26 protein-coding genes are annotated in these 22,288 nt (G+C 58.4%); 8 read left to right on the top strand and 18 right to left on the bottom strand.

The window, feature by feature from the left end; all coding sequences use genetic code 11:
• Nucleotides 1–17 precede the first annotated feature (17 nt).
• A complete protein-coding gene (locus tag AKU94_RS01685) occupies nt 18–893 on the top strand; it encodes a 3-hydroxybutyryl-CoA dehydrogenase (RefSeq protein WP_050525639.1) in 876 nt (291 codons plus the stop codon).
• 20 nt (nt 894–913) lie between these two features.
• On the opposite strand, the gene AKU94_RS01680 is transcribed toward AKU94_RS01685, so the two are convergent.
• Genes AKU94_RS01680 through AKU94_RS01655 form a run of 6 tightly spaced genes read right to left on the bottom strand, consistent with a single transcriptional unit; the run spans nt 914 to nt 5,388 of the window.
• Nucleotides 914–1,183: an HPr family phosphocarrier protein gene (locus AKU94_RS01680; protein WP_050525619.1), complete on the bottom strand. Its 270-nt coding sequence runs from the start codon at nt 1,181–1,183 to the stop codon at nt 914–916.
• Nucleotides 1,180–1,584 carry a PTS sugar transporter subunit IIA gene (locus AKU94_RS01675; RefSeq protein WP_050525618.1) on the bottom strand — a complete coding sequence of 135 codons (405 nt, stop codon included), beginning with the start codon at nt 1,582–1,584 and terminating at the stop codon, nt 1,180–1,182. The genes AKU94_RS01680 and AKU94_RS01675 overlap by 4 nt, the downstream gene beginning before the upstream one ends.
• Before the next feature lie 7 nt (nt 1,585–1,591).
• Complete coding sequence (rapZ, locus tag AKU94_RS01670) at nt 1,592–2,476, bottom strand: RNase adapter RapZ (protein WP_050525617.1); 885 nt, start codon at nt 2,474–2,476, stop codon at nt 1,592–1,594.
• Nucleotides 2,477–2,504: 28 nt separating this feature from the next.
• Nucleotides 2,505–2,933, bottom strand: coding sequence for an HPr kinase/phosphorylase (locus AKU94_RS01665; protein WP_198144798.1), 429 nt, complete (start codon nt 2,931–2,933; stop codon nt 2,505–2,507).
• A gap of 13 nt (nt 2,934–2,946) precedes the next feature.
• A complete protein-coding gene (locus AKU94_RS01660; protein WP_050525615.1) occupies nt 2,947–4,677 on the bottom strand; it encodes a sensor histidine kinase in 1,731 nt (576 codons plus the stop codon).
• Between the two features lie 9 nt (nt 4,678–4,686).
• Nucleotides 4,687–5,388 carry a response regulator transcription factor gene (locus tag AKU94_RS01655; RefSeq protein WP_050525614.1) on the bottom strand — a complete coding sequence of 234 codons (702 nt, stop codon included), beginning with the start codon at nt 5,386–5,388 and terminating at the stop codon, nt 4,687–4,689.
• 333 nt (nt 5,389–5,721) lie between these two features.
• Between AKU94_RS01655 and AKU94_RS01650 the strand changes: the two genes are divergently transcribed.
• Both AKU94_RS01650 and AKU94_RS01645 read left to right on the top strand, forming a co-directional pair.
• Nucleotides 5,722–7,317, top strand: coding sequence for a phosphoenolpyruvate carboxykinase (locus AKU94_RS01650; RefSeq protein WP_050525613.1), 1,596 nt, complete (start codon nt 5,722–5,724; stop codon nt 7,315–7,317).
• A 182-nt stretch (nt 7,318–7,499) separates the two neighbouring features.
• Complete coding sequence (locus AKU94_RS01645) at nt 7,500–9,164, top strand: acyl-CoA dehydrogenase family protein (RefSeq protein WP_050525612.1); 1,665 nt, start codon at nt 7,500–7,502, stop codon at nt 9,162–9,164.
• On the opposite strand, the gene recO is transcribed toward AKU94_RS01645, so the two are convergent.
• The 11 genes from recO to folK all read right to left on the bottom strand — a co-directional run bounded on the left by recO (nt 9,161) and on the right by folK (nt 18,085).
• Complete coding sequence (gene recO / locus AKU94_RS01640; RefSeq protein ID WP_050525611.1) at nt 9,161–9,895, bottom strand: DNA repair protein RecO; 735 nt, start codon at nt 9,893–9,895, stop codon at nt 9,161–9,163. The two genes, AKU94_RS01645 and recO, sit on opposite strands and share 4 nt — an antisense overlap.
• A gap of 24 nt (nt 9,896–9,919) precedes the next feature.
• The gene (locus tag AKU94_RS01635) at nt 9,920–10,255 is read right to left on the bottom strand and encodes a DUF1491 family protein (protein WP_050525610.1); all 336 of its coding nucleotides are present in this window, start codon (nt 10,253–10,255) and stop codon (nt 9,920–9,922) included.
• Between the two features lie 24 nt (nt 10,256–10,279).
• Nucleotides 10,280–11,227, bottom strand: a complete 948-nt coding sequence (era, locus tag AKU94_RS01630; RefSeq protein WP_050525609.1) for a GTPase Era — start codon at nt 11,225–11,227, stop codon at nt 10,280–10,282.
• The gene (gene rnc, locus AKU94_RS01625) at nt 11,224–11,910 is read right to left on the bottom strand and encodes a ribonuclease III (protein WP_050525608.1); all 687 of its coding nucleotides are present in this window, start codon (nt 11,908–11,910) and stop codon (nt 11,224–11,226) included. The genes era and rnc overlap by 4 nt, the downstream gene beginning before the upstream one ends.
• Nucleotides 11,911–12,000: 90 nt before the next feature.
• The gene (gene lepB / locus AKU94_RS01620; protein WP_050525607.1) at nt 12,001–12,813 is read right to left on the bottom strand and encodes a signal peptidase I; all 813 of its coding nucleotides are present in this window, start codon (nt 12,811–12,813) and stop codon (nt 12,001–12,003) included.
• A gap of 55 nt (nt 12,814–12,868) precedes the next feature.
• Nucleotides 12,869–13,294, bottom strand: coding sequence for a holo-ACP synthase (acpS, locus tag AKU94_RS01615; RefSeq protein ID WP_050525606.1), 426 nt, complete (start codon nt 13,292–13,294; stop codon nt 12,869–12,871).
• 9 nt (nt 13,295–13,303) lie between these two features.
• On the bottom strand, nt 13,304–14,074 hold the full coding sequence (locus AKU94_RS01610) for a pyridoxine 5'-phosphate synthase (protein WP_050525605.1): 771 nt from the start codon (nt 14,072–14,074) through the stop codon (nt 13,304–13,306).
• Nucleotides 14,075–14,122: 48 nt separating this feature from the next.
• Entirely contained in the window at nt 14,123–14,818 is a 696-nt protein-coding gene (locus tag AKU94_RS01605; protein ID WP_050525604.1) for a DUF2062 domain-containing protein, read from the bottom strand.
• Between the two features lie 25 nt (nt 14,819–14,843).
• Complete coding sequence (locus AKU94_RS01600) at nt 14,844–16,961, bottom strand: RelA/SpoT family protein (protein WP_050525603.1); 2,118 nt, start codon at nt 16,959–16,961, stop codon at nt 14,844–14,846.
• A 33-nt stretch (nt 16,962–16,994) separates the two neighbouring features.
• Entirely contained in the window at nt 16,995–17,348 is a 354-nt protein-coding gene (gene rpoZ, locus AKU94_RS01595; RefSeq protein WP_050525602.1) for a DNA-directed RNA polymerase subunit omega, read from the bottom strand.
• 143 nt (nt 17,349–17,491) lie between these two features.
• On the bottom strand, nt 17,492–18,085 hold the full coding sequence (gene folK / locus AKU94_RS01590) for a 2-amino-4-hydroxy-6-hydroxymethyldihydropteridine diphosphokinase (protein WP_232295645.1): 594 nt from the start codon (nt 18,083–18,085) through the stop codon (nt 17,492–17,494).
• A 141-nt stretch (nt 18,086–18,226) separates the two neighbouring features.
• On the opposite strand from folK, the gene AKU94_RS01585 reads away from it, so the two are divergent.
• The 5 genes from AKU94_RS01585 to AKU94_RS01565 all read left to right on the top strand — a co-directional run bounded on the left by AKU94_RS01585 (nt 18,227) and on the right by AKU94_RS01565 (nt 21,553).
• The gene (locus AKU94_RS01585; protein ID WP_050525601.1) at nt 18,227–18,808 is read left to right on the top strand and encodes a LabA-like NYN domain-containing protein; all 582 of its coding nucleotides are present in this window, start codon (nt 18,227–18,229) and stop codon (nt 18,806–18,808) included.
• A gap of 127 nt (nt 18,809–18,935) precedes the next feature.
• Nucleotides 18,936–19,367, top strand: a complete 432-nt coding sequence (locus AKU94_RS01580) for a YqaA family protein (RefSeq protein ID WP_232295644.1) — start codon at nt 18,936–18,938, stop codon at nt 19,365–19,367.
• Between the two features lie 80 nt (nt 19,368–19,447).
• Nucleotides 19,448–20,395, top strand: a complete 948-nt coding sequence (gene ispH / locus AKU94_RS01575) for a 4-hydroxy-3-methylbut-2-enyl diphosphate reductase (RefSeq protein WP_050525600.1) — start codon at nt 19,448–19,450, stop codon at nt 20,393–20,395.
• Nucleotides 20,396–20,450: 55 nt separating this feature from the next.
• Nucleotides 20,451–20,915, top strand: a complete 465-nt coding sequence (gene rnhA / locus AKU94_RS01570; protein WP_050525599.1) for a ribonuclease HI — start codon at nt 20,451–20,453, stop codon at nt 20,913–20,915.
• Nucleotides 20,912–21,553: a trimeric intracellular cation channel family protein gene (locus AKU94_RS01565; RefSeq protein ID WP_050525598.1), complete on the top strand. Its 642-nt coding sequence runs from the start codon at nt 20,912–20,914 to the stop codon at nt 21,551–21,553. The genes rnhA and AKU94_RS01565 overlap by 4 nt, the downstream gene beginning before the upstream one ends.
• Here the strand turns inward: AKU94_RS01565 and AKU94_RS01560 are convergent, their stop codons facing one another.
• Nucleotides 21,554–22,282: an RlmE family RNA methyltransferase gene (locus AKU94_RS01560; protein ID WP_050525597.1), complete on the bottom strand. Its 729-nt coding sequence runs from the start codon at nt 22,280–22,282 to the stop codon at nt 21,554–21,556.
• Nucleotides 22,283–22,288 lie beyond the last annotated feature (6 nt).

The following is a 22,288-nucleotide window of genomic DNA, read 5'->3' as shown; positions in this document are numbered from 1 at the left end:
TGCAGGAGAGCGGGATGTTGGAGATCAAGTCAGTCGGAATCGTCGGCGCAGGGCAGATGGGCAACGGGATTGCACATGTCTTTGCACTGGCAGGATATGATGTCACCCTTACCGATATTAGCCGGGAAAGCCTGGACAAGGCCGTGACCCTTATAGACCGCAACCTTGAGCGGCAGGTCTCACGCGGGAAAACCTCTGCCGAGGATAAGGCCGCCGCGATGGCCCGTATCAAAACAACGATGGACCTTACCGAGATCGGACCCTCTGACCTTATCATTGAGGCCGCGACGGAACGCGAAACCGTGAAACAGGCGATTTTCGACGATCTGCTGCCGCATCTGAAGCCACATACGATCCTGACCTCCAACACCTCGTCGATTTCGATCACTAGGTTGGCAAGCCGCACCGACCGGCCGGAAAAATTTATGGGATTCCACTTCATGAATCCCGTTCCAATCATGCAGCTGGTGGAATTGATCCGCGGCATTGCGACCGACCGTGAAACCTACGACACGTTGCTGGCAGTGGTCGAGCGGCTTGGCAAAACAGCGGCAAGTGCCGAGGATTTCCCCGCTTTTATTGTGAACCGGATCCTGATGCCGATGATCAACGAAGCGGTTTATACGCTGTATGAAGGCGTGGGATCGGTTAAATCGATCGATGAATCGCTAAAGCTTGGTGCGAATCATCCGATGGGGCCGTTAGAGTTGGCGGACTTTATCGGGCTGGACACCTGCCTTGCGATCATGAACGTACTGCATGACGGCTTGGCTGATACCAAATATCGCCCCTGCCCCTTGTTGACCAAATATGTCGAGGCGGGCTGGCTGGGCCGCAAAACCCAGCGTGGTTTTTATGATTACCGTGGCGAAACACCGGTTCCCACCCGGTAAAACCACCTCTGACACTTGACCTAGAAATCTTCGCCAAACATATTCTTGACCAAAGTATCAAGCGCTTCCAGCAAGACCTCGGCCTGCGGGCCAGAGGTCTTGACGGAAATGCTGGTGCCACGCGAAGCGGCAAGCATCAGCAAACCCATAATGGAATCCCCTGAAACGCTCATCCCGTCCTTGGAAACCTCTGCGTTTGCCTCAAACCCTTCGACAACCTCTACAAATTTGGCCGAAGCGCGGGCATGAAGCCCTTTTACGTTTTCAATCTTCAAAATACGCTCGCTCATGGGAGGTCTCCTTCTTCGCCCAGGTCGAGGCTGTTGATATATTTTCGGCCAGCATCCAGCGCCAGCGTTACGGCATCCTGTACCGCAAGATGCCGTGATTTGGTCAGCTTTATCAGCATTGGCAGGTTGGCCCCATAAAGGATCCGTCGACCGCGCCCGACACAAGCCATCAAGGACAGGTTCGAAGGGGAGCCGCCGAACATATCGGTGACGACAACCACCCCATCATTGCGATCCACAGAGTCCGCCGCATCACAGATTTCCGCCTGTTTCTGCGCACGGTCATGATCTTCCTCGATTGCGACCGCAATCATATCTTTTTGTTTACCCACAACATGTTGCACCGCCGAAAGATACTCGCGTGCAAGCCCGCCATGGGCAACAATTACAATTCCAATCACTCTTTGATCACCCTGTCCCGTTTGCGGGCTGCCCTGCGGCCCGTCGCTCAAGCTCCCGATGCCGTTTTGCCACCGGCCACCCTTCCTGTGCAAGCTTTGATGCGATCAATTCCGTCACGGCAACGGATCTGTGTTGCCCGCCGGTACAGCCAAAGCCGATGGCAAGATGGGCTTTGCCCTCATCCAACTGGGCAGGCATCAAAAACAGGATCAGGTCGTTCACCTTTTGGATAAATTCAGAAAATCGCGGATCCTTGGCGATATAGTCAAAAACTGCAGAATCACGCCCATCCATATCGCGCAGCTCATCCACCCAATGCGGGTTGCGCAGAAAGCGGCAGTCAAAGATCATATCCACACCCCGCGGAACCCCCCGTTTATAGGAAAAGGACTGGATCGAAACGGCAAGCCCCGGCACGTCGGATTGACCAAACCATCGCCCAATCTCGGCCCGCAGATCATGCGGCGACATTCCCGTTGTCTCAATCAGGTGATCAGCGCGCACACGAACCGGAGCCAAAAGATCCACCTCGCGCGCGATGCCGACCATAGGTGTGCTGTCGGGCGCCAAGGGATGGCGCCGCCGGGTCTGGGCAAAGCGGCGGATCAACTCATCTGCCGCGCAGTCCAGATAGATCACGTTCAGTGAAACCCTTGGATCGACTGTCAGCTTGTCGATCAAGGCGATCAAAGCCGCCGCGTTAAAGTCACGGTTGCGCGCATCCAAGCCCAAAGCCAGTGGGCGCCTCTGACTGTCGCCATCAATCAGCCGCGGCACAAGGCTGAGCGGGAGGTTATCAATCGCCTCATAGCCCAGATCCTCTAGCGCGTTGACCGCTGTGGTGCGCCCCGCCCCTGAAGGCCCGGTCACAAGGACAATACGATGTTCCATACCCCACTCTCGCCCGCTCAGATCCGCATCAATTCCATCGCCCGCCATGGGCAAGCTGTAGTAACCCGTAAGGAAGGTGGCCGGATGTTGCCCCGAATACAAGGTCTATCGGTATGCCAAGCAGAAGAGTTTGGCGTTTTGGCGGAAGTCTTTCCGGCTCAGCACTGTCGAGATCGACGACCAACGCGATTTTTGTTTGCTCCACGGGATCCGCAGCCAGCAAACCAATTCCCCTTGCCTCAATAGCGCCGCGAATGGCTGGCGGGCTTGATGCCCACACGGCGTTGTCATTTCGTTGCAAAGATGTCCGGTCATCGGCCACCAGCCTTGCACCATGCGCCATCAGACGCAGCGCTAGGCTGGACTTGCCTGATCCCGATGCGCCACGGATCAAAATGCCAAAGCCGTTGACGTCAACACAGGTTGCATGGATCACCCCACCAGCGTCATCCTTCACGCGACGCGCCCAATCAAATCGGCAAGCCCACAACAAACCGAGCACCCAGTGGTTCGGACGTCACATCAACCGTGGTTGGCCGAATGTTTTCCGCCCAGATTACACCACCATGCGCCTCGATGATTTGTTTGGAAATCGCAAGCCCAAGGCCGGAATGATCCCCAAACTGAGAGACAGGCCGTTCGGAGTAGAAGCGTTTGAAGACCTTTTCCAAGGCCTGCTCGGGGATACCGGGGCCAGTGTCTTCAACCACGACCAAGACCCGGTTTTCACGTCGGCGCGCCCAAACGCGAACCGCATCGCCTTCTTCACAAAAAGACACCGCGTTTGAAATCAGATTGACAAAAACCTGTGCCAAACGCGCTTCCAAACCACGGATATAGATTGGCTCTGCCGGAAGATCGGTAATGAAATCAACCCCGTTCTGTCTGGCCAAATCCCCCAGATACTCCGAGAGGTTAAAGATGGTTTTGACAAGGTTGAACTCGTCCTCTTCCTCTTTCACCAACTCACTATCAAGTCTGGAGGCATTAGAAATATCGCTCAACAAGCGGTCGAGACGACGCACATCATGTTCAATCACAGTCAACAACTTTTCACGCTGATCATCCCGTTTTGCCACCCGCAATGTCCCCACCGCAGATCGCAGGCTGGCCAATGGATTCTTGATTTCATGACTGACATCCGCCGCGAATTGTTCATTCGCATCAATCCGGTCGTAAAGGGCGGCCACCATGCCCCGCATCGCAACTGAAAGGCGGCCAATCTCATCGGTCCGTGCGGCCATATCGGGAATGCGAACCCGCCCCGGGGCCATGTTCCGTGCATCCCTGTCACGCCCCAATTCGGCCGCAGCGGCCAGATCGGACAATGGGTTGGCAATGGTAGATGCCAGCGCAAGGCTAAGCCCGATAGAGACCAACAGCGCGATAACGAACATTTGCAAAACCTGCTCACGCTCATGCCGGACAAGACGGTCAATCTCGCCCTCAGCAGACGTAAGGGCGACAACGCCGATAACTTCGCCAGCAGTCCAGATCGGCGCGGCAACCGAAAACAGCGTGCCACCGGCAGAATCCCGAGCCATATTAGAGGTGGTTTGACCTGCCACGGCTGCCGCAAAACTGCTGCCCGCAAGACCTTCGGAATCGACTTGCTCCGTTTGCACGTCCTTGGCGGATATAATCCCAGAGACCGCTTCCCAGATCGAGTTTAAAAAATCCGTGATCAGCGTTGATTGTGTGTTCGTTCCATCCAGAATAGCACCACGCGGCGGCCCCTCCTGTGCCGCGATCACACGACCCGACTTGTCAAAAACAAACGCATCCACCCCCGGCCCGATCGTTATTGCGGCAAGCGTTTTTCCAACATCATCAGCCAGCGGATCGCGCGAAACGCCAGCCTCCATCGTCGGCAGCAGTGCTTCGAACACATCGGCAACCAATTCCGCTTCTGTTACAAGCCCTTGTTCACGCTGTAAAACCAGGCTGTCGCGGAAGGGGTTCACGAACAAGACGCCAGCCACCAGAATGACTGTTCCCATCATATTAAAGATAATGATCTTGCGGGCCAAAGGCGACCGGTTGAGGGCAACAACGCCCCTAAGCCCCCGATGCGCGCGCGGCCTTGGCGCAGCGTTCACCGTGGCGGATGCCTGCCCGCCGCGCTCTGTGACATCCTCACCTTCCGGCACATCGGTTTTGGCATCAGACGAATTGGAAGGCGTGTTTCGCGCTCGCGTCATATGGGCGCATCACTCCTCATTATAGCGGTAGCCAATACCGTAAAGCGTTTCGATCGCCGTAAATTCTTCATCCGCGGTTCGCATCTTCTTGCGCAGACGCTTGATATGGCTGTCGATTGTCCTGTCATCGACATAAACCTGCTCATCATAGGCCACATCCATCAACTGATCGCGGCTTTTTACAAAGCCGGGCCGTTGCGCAAGCGCCTGTAGCAACAAGAACTCGGTAACGGTCAGGGAAATGTCCCGCCCCTTCCACGAGACGGCATGACGCAGCGGATCCATCCGCAAATGACCACGCTCCATCACCTTGGTTTCTTCGGTCACGGCAACCTCATCCGTCGCTATCGCAACCTGACGACGCAAGAGCGACCGGATACGTTCAACCAACAGACGTTGGGAAAAAGGTTTTTTGACATAGTCATCCGCCCCCATCCGCAGGCCCAGAACCTCGTCGATCTCATCATCTTTGGAGGTCAGGAAAATGATCGGCATCATTGTTTTCAGACGCAGGCGCTGCAACAGGTCCATACCGTCCATACGCGGCATTTTAATATCCAGAACGGCCATATCCGGCATCCGGCGGGTAAAAGCATCCAGCGCGGACTGCCCGTCGTTGAAGGTTTCCACCTCAAACCCCTCAGCCTCCAGTGTCATCGAAACCGAGGTCAGAATATTTCTGTCATCGTCCACAAGGGCGATCCTTGGCATCGGTATTTTTCCTAAGCTGCTCATCTATATTTTTCCCCAATTTCAAATTTTTGCCACAAAGAATCAACTGCGAATCATGCGTCAAGACCGGTTCAGTTGGTCATAAATTTACGAATGAATGGCTAATATGCCTCATTCATTCATTTGATTGCGCTAACTTGAATTTGATTGCGCTAACGCCAAGAAACCGTCCTGTTACAATCTTGAATCGCCGTGCTATAGGCATGGTGTCGGCTCCGGCTCCGGGGGCGACCGGGACGCTGGCGGGTGCTCGGCGTACCGCTTCAAAACCCAAAACTTGTCGTAATCATCGGCATCGGGAGCTTGCATTAGATGAACACCGGACGCGTAAACCCAAGCCATACAGTCGAAGCCCAAGGCATCACCGGACTTGGATCTGTCTCTTACAACCAGATTGAGCCTACCCTGATCGAAGCAGCAGTCGCGCGCGGCGAAGGGAAACTGGGCATCGGCGGGGCATTTCTCGTTTCGACCGGAAAATTTACCGGCCGCTCGCCAAAGGACAAGCACATCGTGCGCACTCCTTCGGTCGAAGATTCGATCTGGTGGGAAAACAACGCCGAAATGGCACCAGAAGCCTTTGACGCCCTGCGCGCCGACATGCTGGACTATATGAAGGGCGGGGATTACTTCGTTCAGGACCTTTACGCAGGCGCCGACCCCGAGCATCGCCTCGACGTGCGTGTGATCACCGAGCTTGCATGGCACGGGCTGTTCATCCGCCACCTGCTGCGCCGCCCGGCCCGCGAAGAGCTGGATGGTTTCGTGCCGGAATGGACCATCATCAACTGCCCCGGCTTCAAGGCCGATCCGGCCCGCCACGGCTGCCGCTCCGATACCGTGATCGTGATGAATTTCGACTCCAAGGAAATCCTGATCGCAAACACCGCCTATGCCGGTGAGAACAAGAAATCCGTCTTTACCCTGCTGAACTACATCCTGCCTGAAAAGGGCGTGATGGCGATGCACTGCTCGGCCAACCATGCTGTGGATGATCCCGATGATGCGGCCATCTTCTTTGGTCTTTCGGGCACAGGGAAAACCACGCTTTCGGCCGATCCGTCCCGCACCCTGATCGGTGATGACGAACATGGCTGGTCCGACAAGGGCACCTTCAACTTTGAGGGCGGCTGCTATGCCAAGACCATCAATCTGCGCGCCGAAGCAGAGCCGGAGATCTATGCAACCACCCATCGTTTCGGGACCGTGATCGAAAACATGGTCTTTGACGCGGAAACGCTGGAGCTGGATTTTGATGATGACAGCCTGACAGCCAACATGCGCTGCGCCTATCCGCTGGAAGCCATTTCCAATGCATCGAAAACCGGCATGGGCGGGCATCCCAAAAACATCATCATGCTGACCTGCGATGCCTTTGGCGTTTTGCCACCCATCGCCCGTCTGACACCTGCACAGGCAATGTATCACTTCCTCTCCGGCTTCACCTCCAAGGTGGCGGGCACAGAGCGCGGCGTGACAGAGCCTACGCCGACCTTCTCGACCTGCTTTGGCGCGCCCTTCATGCCCCGCCGTCCAGAGGTTTACGGCAAGCTGTTGCAGGCCCAGATCGCCAATCATGGCGCGACGTGCTGGTTGGTGAACACCGGCTGGACAGGTGGTTCTTATGGCGTCGGCTCGCGCATGCCGATCCGTGCGACACGGGCCTTGCTGACGGCCGCGCTGAACGGAACATTGGTCAACAGCGACTTCCGCCGCGATGGGAACTTCGGCTTTGACGTTCCTGTCTCCGTAGAAGGCGTGGCCGACGAGCTGCTCGATCCGCGTCAAACATGGCAGGACAAGGCCGCCTATGACGCGCAGGCCGCAAAACTGGTGCAAATGTTTGCCGATAACTTCGGCCAATATATGCCCTTCATCGACGACGACGTAAAAGCCGCGGCGATCTGATTATACTGGGGGGCTACCATTGGCCCCCCGTTTGGTTTCTCTGGCATGGGACAGAGGTGGGCCAAATTCATCGCGACACATTCGGTCGATTTATTGCCAATCTTTGAAATCTTGTTGCGCCGCGGCTGCAAAGGCTCTATTCCTTTCGCAAGCGCAGAAAGATATGAAAGACGGAGCGACCTATGGCCCATGACGGACACCCCCTTGCCGACAGCCCGATCCTGACCGATCTTTTGGGATTGACCGAGGCAGCCCTGCCCGAAATCGACACCCTATTTGCCGATGCGCGCGAGAGCTTGCGCGCGATGGTGACCCAGAACGGCAAGGTTTCCGCCCCATTGCTGGAGGCAAACCAATCCGCCGCCCATGCCCTGAGCTGGCTGGCCACCTATCAACAAAGCCTTGTGCAGATGCACGCCTGGGCGGGACGGCTCTCTGACGCTGGCAGCTTGGGTGATATGGAGCGTTTGCTGCTCCAGATCGCTTTTGGCGAATTTCTGGCGCAAATCGCAGGCGGCATACCGATGTCACAGGGAGAGATCGCCCGCCTCTCCGATCTTGGCATCCAATGGGCACCCGGCCCTGCCGCCGCCCGGCTGATCGCGCATGGCAACTCACAGGCTGCACGCAGCGCGCTGGTCGCCTTGATGCAAGACAACCACGGCCGTGCCACCTTTGGCGCAACCGGCCTAGATGAAGAGCTGGAGATGATCCGCGACCAATTCCGTCGTTTTGCTGACGCCGAGGTCATCCCCCATGCCCACGGCTGGCATCTGCGCGATGAGTTGATCCCCATGGATATCATTGAAAAGCTTTCCGAAATGGGGGTTTTCGGCCTGACCATCCCCGAAGATTTCGGCGGCTTTGGCCTGTCCAAAGCCTCGATGGTGGTGGTGAGCGAGGAGCTTTCGCGCGGCTATATCGGTGTAGGATCGCTTGGCACCCGCTCCGAGATCGCGGCCGAGCTGATCCTTTGCGGTGGCACCGATGATCAAAAGGCGCATTGGCTGCCCAAACTTGCCAGCGGTGAGATTTTGCCAACGGCCGTGTTCACAGAACCCAACACCGGCTCCGACCTTGGCAGCCTGCGCACCCGCGCGGCAAAGGACGGAGATGACTGGGTCGTGACCGGCAACAAGACATGGATCACCCATGCCGCCCGCACCCAGGTGATGACCCTTCTGGCGCGCACCGACCCCGAGACCAGCGACTACCGCGGGCTGTCGATGTTTCTGGCCGAAAAGACCGCTGGCACCGATGCAGACCCGTTCCCCACCCCCGGCATGACCGGCGGAGAGATCGAGGTCTTGGGCTACCGCGGCATGAAGGAATATGAGCTGGCCTTTGACGGTTTTGCCGTAAAGGGCGAGAACCTGCTGGGCGGCGTGCCGGGGCAAGGCTTCAAACAGCTGATGCAGACCTTCGAATCGGCCCGCATCCAGACCGCAGCCCGCGCCATCGGCGTGGCACAAAACGCGCTTGAGGTCGGGATGCAATATGCCATCGACCGCAAACAATTCGGCAAATCGCTGATCGCATTCCCCCGCGTTTCAAGCAAACTTGCGATGATGGCCGTCGAGGTGATGATCGCGCGTCAGCTGACCTATTTCTCGGCATGGCAAAAAGATCACGACAAACGTTGCGACCTTGAGGCCGGCATGGCGAAACTTTTGGGCGCGCGGGTGGCTTGGGCCGCGGCGGATAACGCGCTACAGATCCATGGCGGCAACGGTTTTGCACTGGAATATCAGATCAGCCGTATCCTTTGTGATGCGCGGATCTTGAATATCTTTGAAGGTGCTGCCGAAATTCAGGCACAGGTGATTGCGCGACGCTTGCTGGATTAATCGCCCTGATCGGGCCTTTTCTCCAACAGTCGGATCAGTCGATGCCGCGCCTCTGGCAGGGCGCGGTTTCCCAAGCCCTGCATCAACTCCCGTGCAATGAAATGTCCGGTAATTGCCAAGCCCTGCCCGATTTCAACCCCGCTCGCCGGTCCCTGCCCCATCATACATTCTGGCAAGGGGAACAGACGGTCCGCCCAATCGCCCGCCCCCGCACGGCTGACGGCGCGGCCGGTGTTGGGGCTGACATAGGCCAGATCATCGCGCGCGCCCGTCACCGCACAGCGCCCCAGATCAAGGCCAAAGCCCAGCTCCTCCAACAGCATCAATTCCCAGCGTAAATAGCGCACAGGCCAGTCGGGGTCATGCTCCAACGCGGCCAACAATGCCATCGTCGCACGCCAGAGCGGCGGGTGCGCCTCACGCTCGGCCAAGGCGGTGCGCAGCATGGCACAGATCGCCGTCAGCCCCGCAAGGCCCAAACGGTCGCCCAAAAGCGCTGCCCGGCTTTGCAACGGCTCAACGGCATAGCTGCCGATGTGATCCTCCAACCGCGCGCGCCACGTCACGGCCAACTGTGTGCCCGGTTGCAAGGTGGCCGCCATCTTGCGCGAGCCGCCACCACGCACCACCCCCGCATGCCGTCCGTGGGCCGCCGTAAACACTTCGATAATCGCAGAGGCCTCACCATGCGCGCGCATGGAAATCAGCACCCCTTCATCTTGCCAATCCATCTCCAGACTATCGCAAGGCTGGCATCACTCCGCCAGCCCCTCTTGTTCCAGCAGATGACGGCCCATGCGGTCCTCAACCTCAATCACCCAAAGGTCAGGATCAAACTGGCGCTGACGGGCAATCGCGGCATCGACCTCTGGCTCCGGCCCTTGGGCCAGAACGACCCAGGCGCGCTGCCCGCTCATCAGATTAAAGGAACGTTGATAGGCACAGGCGGTCCCGTCCAAAGGCGCCTGCTTAACCAGAACCGCCCCCGCCGAGGCATCCCCCCGCGCGGTAACAAAAGCCGGAATGCCCGCCAGTTGCAAACGCATCAGATAGGCCTTTACCCAGAAATCAGCCGTTAGCCGCGCGTCCATGCCGCCCCCTGTGCGCCAAGGCGCTCAATTCCCGTCCTTGAACTCCAGCCCCATCTCGGAATAGCGCTCCGGCTCTTCCAGCCAGTTCGGACGCACCTTGACCTGCAAGAACAGATGCACAGGGCGGCCCAGAAATTCCATCAGGTCAACGCGGGCGGCTTGGCCAACGGATTTGATCGTCTCGCCCTTATTGCCCAGCACGATGCCCTTATGCCCGTCCCGCGCGACATAGACGATCTGGTCGATACGGGTAGAGCCGTCCTTGCGATCCTCCCATTTCTCTGTCTCGACCGTTAGCTGATAGGGAAGCTCTTCATGCAGGCGCAGCGTCAGCTTTTCGCGGGTCACCTCGGCGGCGATCATCCGCATGGGCAAATCGGCGATCTGATCCTCGGGATAGAACCACGGGCCGAAAGGCAACTCCGAGGCCAGCCATTCGCGCAGCTTGTCAACGCCGTAACCCTTTTCGGCCGAGATCATGAAGGTTTCCGCAAAGGGAAACTCCTCATTGAGTTTTTGCGACAGGGCAAGCAAGACCTCGGCCTTCACCCGGTCGATCTTGTTGATCGCAAGCGCCACCTTTTGGCCTTGCGGGATCCGGTCGCGCATAGAGGCGATGATGGCCGCGGTGCCCTCGGTCAGCCCGCGATGCGCCTCAACCAACAGCACGATCAGGTCGGCATCCGCCGCACCACCCCAAGCCGCCGCAACCATCGCACGGTCAAGCCTGCGGCGCGGGCGGAAAAGACCCGGGGTATCGACGAAAACAAGCTGGGCTGCCCCTTCCATCGCGATGCCGCGAATGCGGGCACGGGTGGTTTGTACCTTATGCGTTACGATCGACACTTTGGACCCGACCATACGGTTCAAAAGCGTGGATTTCCCTGCGTTCGGCTCCCCGATCAGGGCAATGAAACCCGCACGGGTGTTGCCGTCACCGCCGACGGGCTGGCTGCTGGGTTTTTCTGTCATGTCTCTTGCTCCAACCGGGTCAAAAGCGCCCGGGCTGCGGCCTGTTCGGCGGCGCGTTTCGTTCCGGCAGATGCCGTTTCGGTTTCCTCATTGTCCAGCCTTACCGCCACTGTGAACACTGGCTGGTGATCGGGGCCGGAACGGGCTTGTTCGCTGTATTTCGGGGGTGTCATCCCACGGGCCTGCGCCCATTCCTGAAGTGCGGTTTTGGGGTCACGGGCATCTTCCTTGACAGTCGCGATCCGGCCCTTCCACAAACGGGTAATCAACGCGCGCGCGGCATCAAACCCACCATCAAGGTAAACCGCCGCAATGACCGCCTCCAGAGCATCGCCAAGCAAGGCCTCTTTGCGCCGCCCGCCCGACATCATCTCGGACCGGCCCAGTTTCAGCACATCCCCAAGCCCGATTTCACGGGCGACATCGGCACAGGTTTCCTTGCGCACCATCGCATTGAAACGCGGCGCCAACAGCCCTTCGGCCGCCGCCTTATCCGCTGTCAGCAAGGCCTCGGCCATCACAAGGCCCAGAACACGGTCGCCCAGAAACTCCAGCCTTTGGTTATCGGGGCGCGTTGCCGAGGAAATCGACGCATGGGTCACCGATTGGACCAAAAGCTCGGGGTTGCAGAAGCTATGGCCCAAACGCCCTTCAAATACGCGGAGATCAGCAGAAAGCTTCATAGTGCCCGCCCCCGATCAGCGGCCTGACAAGCCCGGCCAATAATTTCAAGAAACGGGCGCGGATGGTTTCGGCAAGCAGTCATCGTAGCATTACTCAACCGCCTTGAAAAAGCGGTCCGCGCGCCATGTCCAGAAATAGAACAGCGACGATCCGGCCGAGGAGAACATGATCCGGTCCGCACGCCCGATCAGGTTTTCGGCAGGGACAAAGCCCACACCGCCAACGGCCTGACCATAGCGGCTGTCTTGGGAATTGTCGCGGTTATCGCCCATAAAGAAGTAATGACCCTCGGGCACAGTAAAGACATCGGTGTTATCGGCAAAGCCGTTGGTGTCGATATTCAACACCTCATAGCTGCGGCCTTCCGGCATGGTTTCGGTGGCCGGCATGGTCTCGGTATAGCGCGACTTGGTGCAATCGGCCCCCACACCCACAGCACCGGCAGAATTTTCGCAACGCGGCAAATTGCCCATCGGGCCCTGACGGTCATAGGTTTCGACAAATTCGCCCGAGGGCACCTGTGGCAGCTCGGTCCCGTTCAGGATCACCTTGCCCCCCCGCAGTTGCACGGTATCACCGGGCAAACCGATCAGACGTTTGATGAAATCGGATCCGTTCACAGGATGGCTGAACACCACCACATCGCCGCGCTCGGGTTCGGAAATCAGCACACGGCCCGAGACAGGGCACATCGCAAAGGGACAGGAATATTTGGAATAGCCGTAGGCCATTTTATTGACGAAGAGGAAATCGCCGATCAGCAAAGTATCCTTCATGGAGCCCGACGGAATCCAGAACGGCTGAAAGAACAACGTCCGGAAGATCCCTGCAATCAGCAAGGCGTAGACAATGGTTTTCACTGTCTCGACAATGCCGCCGTCGGATTTTTCTTTTCTCGCCATCGATCTTTGCCTTTTGCTACTATGCCGCGCTACATGCGCGCGAGGGGCGGGCGTGTCAAGCAGGCAGCGCCCCCGAGTGCGGTTTCATCCTTGCCTCTATCACCACAAAGGCCTGCGCCCAAGGGTGATCATCGGTCAATGTCACATGGACCACCGCATCATAGCCTTCGGGCGTCATTGCGGCCAGACGCGCCGCCGCCCAGCCGGTAAGCTGCATCTGTGGCTGACCGCTGCGCATATTGGAAACGGCCATATCCTTCCACGAGATCCCCATGCTCAGCCCCGTGCCAAGCGCCTTTGAGCATGCCTCTTTGGCGGCCCAGCGTTTGGCATAGGTTGCCGCCACAAGGCCGGTGCGGCCTTCGGATTTGCGTTGCTCCTCGGGCGTAAAGACACGGTTGCGAAAACGGTCGCCAAAACGCGCAAGCGTGCCTTCGATCCGTTCGATATTCGCAAGATCAGAGCCGATACCAAGGATCATGCTACGCCTTCACGACAAGGCACGATCATAGCCGCCCCGCGCCAGATCAATCCGGCGGCGCATTTCCTCAATCGCGGGGCCAAGACCACGAAACACCGCCTCACCGATCAGGAAATGTCCGATGTTCAGCTCCACCACCTCAGGGAATACCGCGACCTCGGCGGCGGTTTCAAAATCAAGCCCGTGCCCCATATGCACCTCCAAGCCCAATGAATGCGCATGGGTGGCGCCTAGGCGCAGGGCGGCAAGCTCTGTCGCGGCTTCGTCCTCGGCACCTTCGGCGACCAACTCGCAATAATGACCGGTGTGGAGTTCCACCACAGCCGCACCGACACGGGCCGAAGCCTCAATCTGGGCGGCCTCATGGCCGATAAAGAGCGATACACGACACCCTGCATCCCGCAAAGGAGCAATGAATTCAGCCAGATGCGCCTCATCCTTTACCACATCAAGACCGCCTTCGGTGGTGCGTTCCTCACGTTTTTCGGGAACGAGGCAGACAGCATGAGGTTTATGGCGCAGGGCGATGGCCTGCATCTCTGGCGTAGCTGCACATTCAAAATTCAGCGGAACAGACAGGCCCGCGACAAGCGCCTCGATGTCGGCGTCGCGGATGTGGCGGCGGTCCTCGCGCAGATGCGCGGTGATCCCGTCAGCGCCCGCAACCTCGGCCAGAAGGGCGGCACGCAATGGCTCTGGCAGGCTACCACCGCGCGCGTTGCGAACCGTCGCAACATGATCAATATTAACACCTAAACGTAACCGTTCCAAAATCGTCATTACACTCGCCCTTTTAACGCCCCGCTTGCGCGGATGCTCAACCAAAGGTTAACGCTTTAAATCCCCAACGTCATCCCCTGACGAAGGGTCAATCACCTCTTCGCCACCTTCTGCCATTTCTGCATCCCGCTTGGCCAGACGCCGTTCCAAAAGATCACGCAGCTTTTTCTTGCGGCGGTTCTGATAGGCGATAATCAATGGCAAGCTGATATAGTAACCCACGATACCCGCGATCACCCCCGGCAAAATCCCCCCCACCAGATAGGGCAGATAGACCCGAAAGAAAAAGCGGTGCAGCCGGTCCCAATGGGCGACATCATCAGTAAAGATCGACGATACATTGTGCCAGAACTCAGCGCCCGCGCGCCCGAAATCAGCAAAGATTTCCAGCGGCGACATCACGCGCGGATGGCCCAACAGGTAATTGCCCAACTCCACCCCGAAGGCCGCAATAAACGGAAAGGTGATCGGGTTGCCAACAAAGGTTGCCATCAGCGCCGCAAGAATATTGCCGCGCATGACCCATGCCAAAAAAGCTGCCCCCGCGAAATGCAGACCAAACAGCGGCGAGAATGAAATCACGATGCCCGCGAAAATCCCGCGTGCGATCCGGTGGGGCGCATCCGGCAACCGGCGCAGGCGATGCTTCATATAGATCGCGGCACGGTTCCACCCGCCACGAGGCCAAAGCGCCTCAATGACAAGTCTTAGCCATGACCGTTTATCACGCCGCTTGAATACCATTTCCCTGCTGTCTACCTTTTCCCGATCAGGGCTTACGCTGGGGATCGCGTTTACGGCCTACTTCGGCCACATCTGTTTCAGCTTCAAGCGCTGTCATGATCATATGCAGATGCTCTACGTCGCGCACATCGACGTCAACCAGTAACCTGAAAAAATCCGGTTTGCGATCAACGAATTGCATGTCCGAGATATTCGCTTTCTGTTGTCCAATCAAGGTGCAGATACGCCCCAGGACACCAGCATCATTGGAAATCGTTAAATCGAGGCTAACGGTATTGACAGCAGCGTGACGGCCCGGTTGCCAGTTCAGATCCACCCAGCGTTCAGGCTCTTCTTCCAGCTTGGCCAGAACGGGACAATCGATGGCATGGACCACTACGCCCTTGCCGCGGTAGGTGATGCCTACGATGCGCTCTCCGGGAACCGGCTGGCAGCACGACCCCCGCTGAAAGCTTTGATCTGCGCTCAGCCCGATCACCGGGCGGCGGGCGTCAACCTCATCGCCACTCTCTTGCACCAACTCGGGGTAAAGGGTGGCGACGACCTTGCGGGCGGGCACTTCGGCCGATCCGATGCGCGCCAAAAGGTCGCTCTCATCGCCAAGTGCCATTATCTTGGCGGCGGTGCGCAACGCCTTGTCGGTTGCCTTGCGCCCGACATGCTCAAAGGCGGCGCGGGCCAATTCGCGGCCCAGCTTGACGAAACGTCCACGGTCCTCTTCGCGCAAGGACCGGCGGATGGCCGCCTTGGCACGGCCCGTTGTCACCACCTCGATCCAGCTTGCCTGCGGCTGCTGCCCCTCGGCGGTGATAATCTCTACCGATTGTCCGTTTTTCAAACGCGTCCACAGCGGTACGCGGATACCGTCAACCTTGGCCGAAACGGTGGAGTTACCGATACGCGTATGGATCGCATAGGCATAATCAAGCGGCGTCGCCCCGCGTGGCAGCTGGATGACCTCCCCCTTGGGGGAAAAGCAAAACACCTGATCGGTGTACATTTCCAGCTTCACGTTTTCCAGAAAATCGTCGTGATCCTCGGCGTCAAGGTTCTCCGTCAGTTTGAGAACCCATTTTGCCGGATCAACTGCAAAGGGGTTATTGGCCCGCACACCCTCACGGTAAGACCAATGCGCGGCGACGCCGGCCTCTGCCACCTCGTGCATTTGCCGGGTGCGGATTTGCACCTCGACCCGCTTGCCATCCCGCCCAGAAACGGTGGTGTGGATGGAGCGATAACCGTTGGTTTTTGGCTGGCTGATGTAATCCTTAAACCGCCCCGGAACCGCGCGCCAGCGTTGATGGATCACCCCCAACACACGGTAACAATCGGCCTCATTCTGTGTGATGATGCGAAAACCGTAGATGTCAGAGAGGCGCGAAAAAGAGAGGTCTTTTTCCTGCATCTTGCGCCAGACGGAATAGGGTTTTTTGGCCCGCCCGTAAACATCCGCCTCGATCTCGGCGCGGTCAAGTTCGGTGCGGATATCGGCCGTGATCTTATAGACCACATCACCCGCCTCGCGTTGCAAGGTGATAAAGCGGCGAATGATGGAATTACGCGCCTCGGGGTTCAGTACCCGAAAGCCGAGGTCTTCCAATTCCTCGCGCATCCATTGCATCCCCATACGGCCTGCAAGCGGGGCAAAGATTTCCATGGTCTCACGGGCCTTTTGGGCCTGCTTGTCGGGACGCATGGATTTGATCGTGCGCATATTGTGCAGACGGTCGGCCAATTTGACCAGGATCACCCGAAGATCCTTGGACATCGCCATGAAAAGTTTGCGGAAGTTCTCGGCCTGTTTGGATTGGGTGGAGGACAGCTGAAGATTGGTCAGCTTGGTAACGCCATCGACCAGTTCCGCAACCTCATCCCCGAACAACTCGGCTACCTCGCTATAGGTCGCCTTGGTATCTTCGATTGTATCGTGCAGCAGCGCCGTGATGATGGTGGCATCGTCTAGCTGCTGCTCGGTCAGGATCGCGGCAACCGCGACCGGATGGCTGAAGTAGGGTTCCCCCGAATGGCGGAACTGGCCCTCATGGACCCGCAGGCCATAGGCATAGGCCCTGCGGATCAGATCGGCGTTGGCACGCGGGTTATAGTTGTGGACAAGAGCGACCAGGTCTTCGACGTCGATCATTCCTGCCACATCCTATAATCGGGCTGTTTCGCCTCAGTTGCCGCCTTGCGCTTCCATCAAAGCGCGCAAGAGCCGCTCTTCGGACATGTCGTCGGTCGCAGGGCGATCCGCCTCGCCACCCATCAGCAGAGCCATTTGATCTTCTTCGGGCTCATCGACCTCGATCTGGGTCTGATAGCTTTCGATCATCCGCTCGCGCAAACTTTCTGCTGTTTGCGTTTCCTCGGCGATTTCACGCAAGGAGACAACAGGGTTCTTGTCGTTGTCGCGATCAACCGTCAGCGGCGATCCCGACTGGATCTCGCGGGCGCGATGGGCGGCAAGCATCACCAGCTCAAACCGGTTCGGTACTTTGTCTACGCAATCTTCAACCGTGACGCGGGCCATGGAGACACCCTTTCAGCTAAGGAATTAAGAACGCCCTATGTAAGCCGTGGCAAACCCCTTGACAAGCGCCTTCTCCGCCCAGATTGCGCTGCAACGCGTCAAATTGGTGTGAAAGGGGGCCATCCGCCCCATGATACGGCGAATCACCCGCCATTTGTCAGGGGTCTCACGGCAGCCCGATCGGCGGCAGGCAGTGCATTGCGCATCTCCACTACGGTTTTTCCCGATACCGGATGACGCCAGTCCGGGGCAACCTCGGCCAGCGGCACCAGCACAAAGGCCCTCTCGGCCATGCGCGGATGCGGCAGGATAAGCTGAACGGGCGCAATCCGCAGTTGATCGGCCAAGGCAAGGTCGCGCCAGCGCTCATAGGTCGTACGGTCGGGCAAAACCTGATCGCCCACCGCCAAAAGATCAAGATCAAGCACCCGCCCCGCCCAACGGGCCTCACGCGTGCGGCCATGCGCGGCCTCCACTTTATGCAGCAGGGCCAAGGTTTCCTGCGGGGCCTGGCCCGCCGGCACGTCAAACACAGCGGCGGCATTCACATAGTCCGGCCCCACCCCGGCCGGAAAGCAAGGGGTCACGAAAAACCTGCTTTGCGAAACCAGTTTCAACCCAAGCGTGCCAAGCTCCGCAATCGCTGCACGCAAGCTATCGGCGGGGACACGCGCAACGCCCCCCCAATCCGCCGGCAGATTAGCGCCCAAGGCCACTAAAATACGATGTCCATTCACTTTTTTGTTCATCCCCCAATGACAAGTTGTCTTGAAATTTCTTGCATCCATCCGATATTAACCATGATTGCAGCCGCTTTCGTTTTCACATAATGACGCTGTTCAATGCTTTGACTGCACGCTTTTTTTAGGGGAATTACAATGTTCTACAAGGACGAAAGGCTTGCCCTTTTTATTGATGGATCCAATCTATACGCGGCATCAAAAGCGCTTGGGTTTGATATCGATTATAAATTGCTGCGCCATGAGTTCATGCGCCGTGGCAAATTGCTGCGCGCATTCTACTACACCGCCTTGCTGGAAAATGATGAATATTCGCCGATCCGTCCACTGGTCGACTGGTTGAACTATAACGGCTATTCGATGGTGACCAAGGTTGCCAAGGAATTCACCGACAGTCAGGGACGCCGCAAGATCAAGGGCAATATGGATATAGAGCTGGCTGTCAACGCGATGGAGCTTGCCGCCCATATTGACCATGCCGTGATCTTTTCCGGCGACGGTGATTTCCGGCCTCTGATCGAAAGCTTGCAGCGCCAAGGCGTGCGGGTTTCCGTTGTCTCTACCATCCGCAGCCACCCGCCGATGATCGCGGATGAGCTGCGCCGCCAGGCCGACAACTTCATCGAACTGGATGATCTGCGCGACGTCATCGGCCGCCCCTCCCGCGAACCAAGGTTCGATGCCGAAGAAGATCGTCGCACTCCCGAAGAGGTAAAATAGGCCAACCCGTTTTGTGCCGATCGATAAAACGGGCACCTCCACTGGTGTCCGTTTCATTTTGGGCCACGGCCGCGCGCATTTAGCCTTTGAACCCTCGCCGCATCTGCGGCAATGGCGGTGCATGGTTATGTTCTCATCTCTCTTGGGGTTATTCGCTGCGGCTTTCATTGCCGCCACCCTTGTCCCGTTCCAATCCGAGATCGTGTTCGTCGCCCTGCAAGTGGCCGGACAGGTGCCGGTGGTGTCCTTGGTGATTGTCGCCAGCATCGGTAATACTTTGGGCGCCCTGGTGAATTACTACATCGGGCATGGCATCACGCGGTTTGAGGGCAAAAGCTGGTTTCCCGCAACGCCCGCACAGATGGCACGGATGGAGATATGGTTCGCGCGTTGGGGCAAATGGGTGTTATTGCTTAGCTGGCTCCCGGTGGGCGATGTAATGACCTTGGTGGCGGGGGTAATGCGCACGCCGGTCTGGCTGTTTCTGGTCTTGGTCGGCCTCGCCAAGACCACCCGTTATATTGGCCTTGCCCTGATCACAGCGGGGCTGATCGGTTAGTGGATTTTTTGCCCCTCGGGCTGGACCTGCCGCCGCCTGCCCATTACGTGTAGGGCCTGACCATGAACGGAGATCGGGCCATGACCTTGCCGCCATTGACGCTTTATCTGGCCGCGCCGCGCGGGTTTTGTGCGGGTGTGGACCGCGCCATCAAGATCGTAGAGCTGGCCTTGCAAAAATGGGGCGCGCCGGTTTTCGTGCGCCATGAGATCGTGCACAACAAATTCGTGGTAGACGATCTGCGCGCCAAAGGGGCCGTCTTTGTCGAGGAGCTGTCCGAATGCCCCGATGATCGGCCCGTGATCTTTTCAGCGCATGGCGTGCCGAAATCGGTGCCCGCCGCGGCCGAGGCCCGCGCGATGATCGCGGTCGATGCCACCTGCCCCTTGGTCACCAAAGTCCATAATGAGGCCGCGCGCCATTCCGCCGAGGGCCTGCAAATGGTGATGATCGGCCATGAAGGCCACCCCGAGACAATAGGCACCATGGGGCAACTGCCCGAAGGCGAAGTGCTGTTGGTCGAAACCGAGTCCGATGTCGCCCATTTGCAGGTCCGCGACCCCGAGCGGCTGGCCTATATCACCCAGACCACCCTTTCGGTCGATGACACCGCGGGCATTGTCGCCGCCCTTCAGACGCGCTTTCCCGCCATTCTGGGCCCGCATAAAGAAGATATCTGCTATGCCACCACCAACCGCCAAGCTGCGGTCAAGGCAATCGCCAACAAGATCGATGCGCTTTTGGTCATCGGCGCGCCGAATTCTTCTAATTCCAAACGTCTGGTTGAGGTCGGGCGTGCTGCGGGCTGTGCCTATGCGCAGCTGGTGCAACGGGCCGATGATATCGACTGGCGCGCGCTGGACGGGATCAGGGCTGTCGGCATCACGGCAGGTGCCTCGGCCCCCGAGGTCTTGGTCAACGAGGTGCTCGACGCCTTTCGCGCCCGCTATGACACGTCGGTAGAGTTGGTTGAGACCGCACAGGAAAACGTGGAATTCAAAGTGCCGCGCATCTTGCGCGAGGCCTAAGCTGGACCTTTGGCCTGCGCCTGCGTAAGGGTAGCGCCGACCCAAAGGAGATCCCATGCCTGAGCTATATGCCTATACCGACGGAGCCTGCTCCGGCAATCCCGGCCCCGGTGGCTGGGGTGTTTTGATGCTTGCGCGCGAAGGCGACGCGGTGCTCAAGGAGCGCACCCTCAATGGCGGCGAGCCCGACACGACCAACAACCGGATGGAGTTGATGGCCGCGATTTCGGCACTAGAGGCCTTGGCCCGCCCCTCTGAAATCATCCTTGTCACTGATAGCGCCTATGTCAAAAACGGCATCACCGAATGGCTGGCGGGCTGGAAACGCAAGAACTGGCGCACGGCGGCGGGATCGGCGGTCAAAAACGTCGACCTTTGGCAAAGGCTGGATGAGGCGCGTCAGCGGCATACCGTTGAATGGCGTTGGATCAAGGGCCACGCGGGCCACGCCGAGAATGAGCGCGCAGATGAATTGGCCCGCGCCGGAATGGCCCCCTTCAAGCCCGAGGCCAAGAAATGACCCTGCTTGGCGCGCTGGATTATGCCTCGGTGGCGGTTTTTGCCCTGACCGGGGCATTGGTGGCCTCACGCAGCCAGCTTGATATCGTAGGTTTCATCTTTGTCGCCTGCCTGACGGCGGTCGGCGGCGGCACGATCCGCGATATCTTGCTGAACCGGGACGCGGTTTTTTGGGTCACAGAGCCAAAGATACTGCTGGCCGCCGTTGCCGCCGCGATCGTAGTGTTCTTTGGCGCGCATCTTTTGGAAAGCCGTTACCGCGCGCTGATCTGGCTGGATGCCTTTGCGCTGGCGATTGCCGTGCCTGCGGGTGTGGGCGTGGCAATGGGCCTGGGGCAACATTGGGCTGTCATCATGGTAATGGGGGTGGCCACGGGATGTTTTGGCGGGTTGATGCGCGATGTTGTGTGTAACGAGGTGCCGCTAGTCCTGAAACAGGGGGAGGTCTATGCCACCGCTGCCTTTGCCGGTGCGGGGGCGGCGGTGCTTGTAGCGCAATTGGGCTATGCTTCGGGGCTGGCCTTGCTGGCCTGTGGCAGCGTGACCTTCGTGTTACGCGCCGCCGGAATAGCCTTTAATTGGGGGCTGCCAGTCTATAAACCCCGCGCGCCCCGCCCCGAAAGCCCGAAACAGCACTAACTATTCCTCGACTTCGCGCAGCTGACGGCCGCGAAACCCTGTCGCCACCACGAATTTCTCGGAACTGTCGGCACGGCTTGCGGGGGGCTTTACATTGGCCACCTTCTTGAAGTTCTTCTTCAACAGGTTCTGCATCCCGATCTCGGCCCCGCCGGCCAAAACCTTGGCAACAAAGGTGCCGTCATCATCCAACACGTCAAAGGCAAACTCCAGCGCCGCCTCAACCAATGCAATAATCCGCAAGTGATCGGTCGATTTATGCCCCGAGGCCGAGGCCGCCATATCCGACATCACCACATCGGCCTTACCGCCCAGCCAGCCCTTGACCAAGGCGTCCGCCTCATCCGACAGGAAATCAAGCTGATGGATCTGCGCGCCCGAGATCGGCTCCACCTCTTGCAGATCAACGCCCAGAACCGTGCCCACCGGCTTTTTGGGGTTCTGCCCCAGCGCATTTACCCGCTCTACCGCGATCTGGCACCAGCCGCCGGGTGCACAGCCAAGGTCAACCACCCGCGCGCCAGGCACGAGGAAACGGTATTTCTCATCCAGCTCGGCAATCTTATAGGCCGCGCGACCGCGAAAGCCTTCCTTCTTGGCGCGCACGACATAGGGGTCGTTCAACTGCCGCTCCAGCCACAAGGTCGAGGAAAGCTTGCGCCCCTTGGCGGTTTTCACCCGAACGCGCAAATCGCGCTGGCCCCGGCCTGATGTCTTTTTCTCGGTCATAATCTC

The organism is Pseudorhodobacter aquimaris, assembly GCF_001202025.1.
Lineage (GTDB): Bacteria > Pseudomonadota > Alphaproteobacteria > Rhodobacterales > Rhodobacteraceae > Pseudorhodobacter > Pseudorhodobacter aquimaris.
This window is presented reverse-complemented; position numbering and strand designations above follow the sequence as displayed.

Coding starts and splice junctions, on each gene's coding strand:
- AKU94_RS01680 (WP_050525619.1), bottom strand. CDS start 1,183: ATGAGCGAGCGTATTTTGAAGATTGAAAACGTAAAAGGGCTTCATGCC.
- rapZ (WP_050525617.1), bottom strand. CDS start 2,476: ATGGAACATCGTATTGTCCTTGTGACCGGGCCTTCAGGGGCGGGGCGC.
- AKU94_RS01660 (WP_050525615.1), bottom strand. CDS start 4,677: ATGACGCGAGCGCGAAACACGCCTTCCAATTCGTCTGATGCCAAAACC.
- AKU94_RS01655 (WP_050525614.1), bottom strand. CDS start 5,388: ATGCCAAGGATCGCCCTTGTGGACGATGACAGAAATATTCTGACCTCG.
- AKU94_RS01650 (WP_050525613.1), top strand. CDS start 5,722: ATGAACACCGGACGCGTAAACCCAAGCCATACAGTCGAAGCCCAAGGC.
- AKU94_RS01645 (WP_050525612.1), top strand. CDS start 7,500: ATGGCCCATGACGGACACCCCCTTGCCGACAGCCCGATCCTGACCGAT.
- recO (WP_050525611.1), bottom strand. CDS start 9,895: ATGGATTGGCAAGATGAAGGGGTGCTGATTTCCATGCGCGCGCATGGT.
- AKU94_RS01635 (WP_050525610.1), bottom strand. CDS start 10,255: ATGGACGCGCGGCTAACGGCTGATTTCTGGGTAAAGGCCTATCTGATG.
- era (WP_050525609.1), bottom strand. CDS start 11,227: ATGACAGAAAAACCCAGCAGCCAGCCCGTCGGCGGTGACGGCAACACC.
- rnc (WP_050525608.1), bottom strand. CDS start 11,910: ATGAAGCTTTCTGCTGATCTCCGCGTATTTGAAGGGCGTTTGGGCCAT.
- lepB (WP_050525607.1), bottom strand. CDS start 12,813: ATGGCGAGAAAAGAAAAATCCGACGGCGGCATTGTCGAGACAGTGAAA.
- acpS (WP_050525606.1), bottom strand. CDS start 13,294: ATGATCCTTGGTATCGGCTCTGATCTTGCGAATATCGAACGGATCGAA.
- AKU94_RS01610 (WP_050525605.1), bottom strand. CDS start 14,074: ATGACGATTTTGGAACGGTTACGTTTAGGTGTTAATATTGATCATGTT.
- AKU94_RS01605 (WP_050525604.1), bottom strand. CDS start 14,818: ATGGTATTCAAGCGGCGTGATAAACGGTCATGGCTAAGACTTGTCATT.
- AKU94_RS01600 (WP_050525603.1), bottom strand. CDS start 16,961: ATGATCGACGTCGAAGACCTGGTCGCTCTTGTCCACAACTATAACCCG.
- rpoZ (WP_050525602.1), bottom strand. CDS start 17,348: ATGGCCCGCGTCACGGTTGAAGATTGCGTAGACAAAGTACCGAACCGG.
- AKU94_RS01585 (WP_050525601.1), top strand. CDS start 18,227: ATGTTCTACAAGGACGAAAGGCTTGCCCTTTTTATTGATGGATCCAAT.
- AKU94_RS01580 (WP_232295644.1), top strand. CDS start 18,936: ATGTTCTCATCTCTCTTGGGGTTATTCGCTGCGGCTTTCATTGCCGCC.
- ispH (WP_050525600.1), top strand. CDS start 19,448: ATGACCTTGCCGCCATTGACGCTTTATCTGGCCGCGCCGCGCGGGTTT.
- rnhA (WP_050525599.1), top strand. CDS start 20,451: ATGCCTGAGCTATATGCCTATACCGACGGAGCCTGCTCCGGCAATCCC.
- AKU94_RS01565 (WP_050525598.1), top strand. CDS start 20,912: ATGACCCTGCTTGGCGCGCTGGATTATGCCTCGGTGGCGGTTTTTGCC.
- AKU94_RS01560 (WP_050525597.1), bottom strand. CDS start 22,282: ATGACCGAGAAAAAGACATCAGGCCGGGGCCAGCGCGATTTGCGCGTT.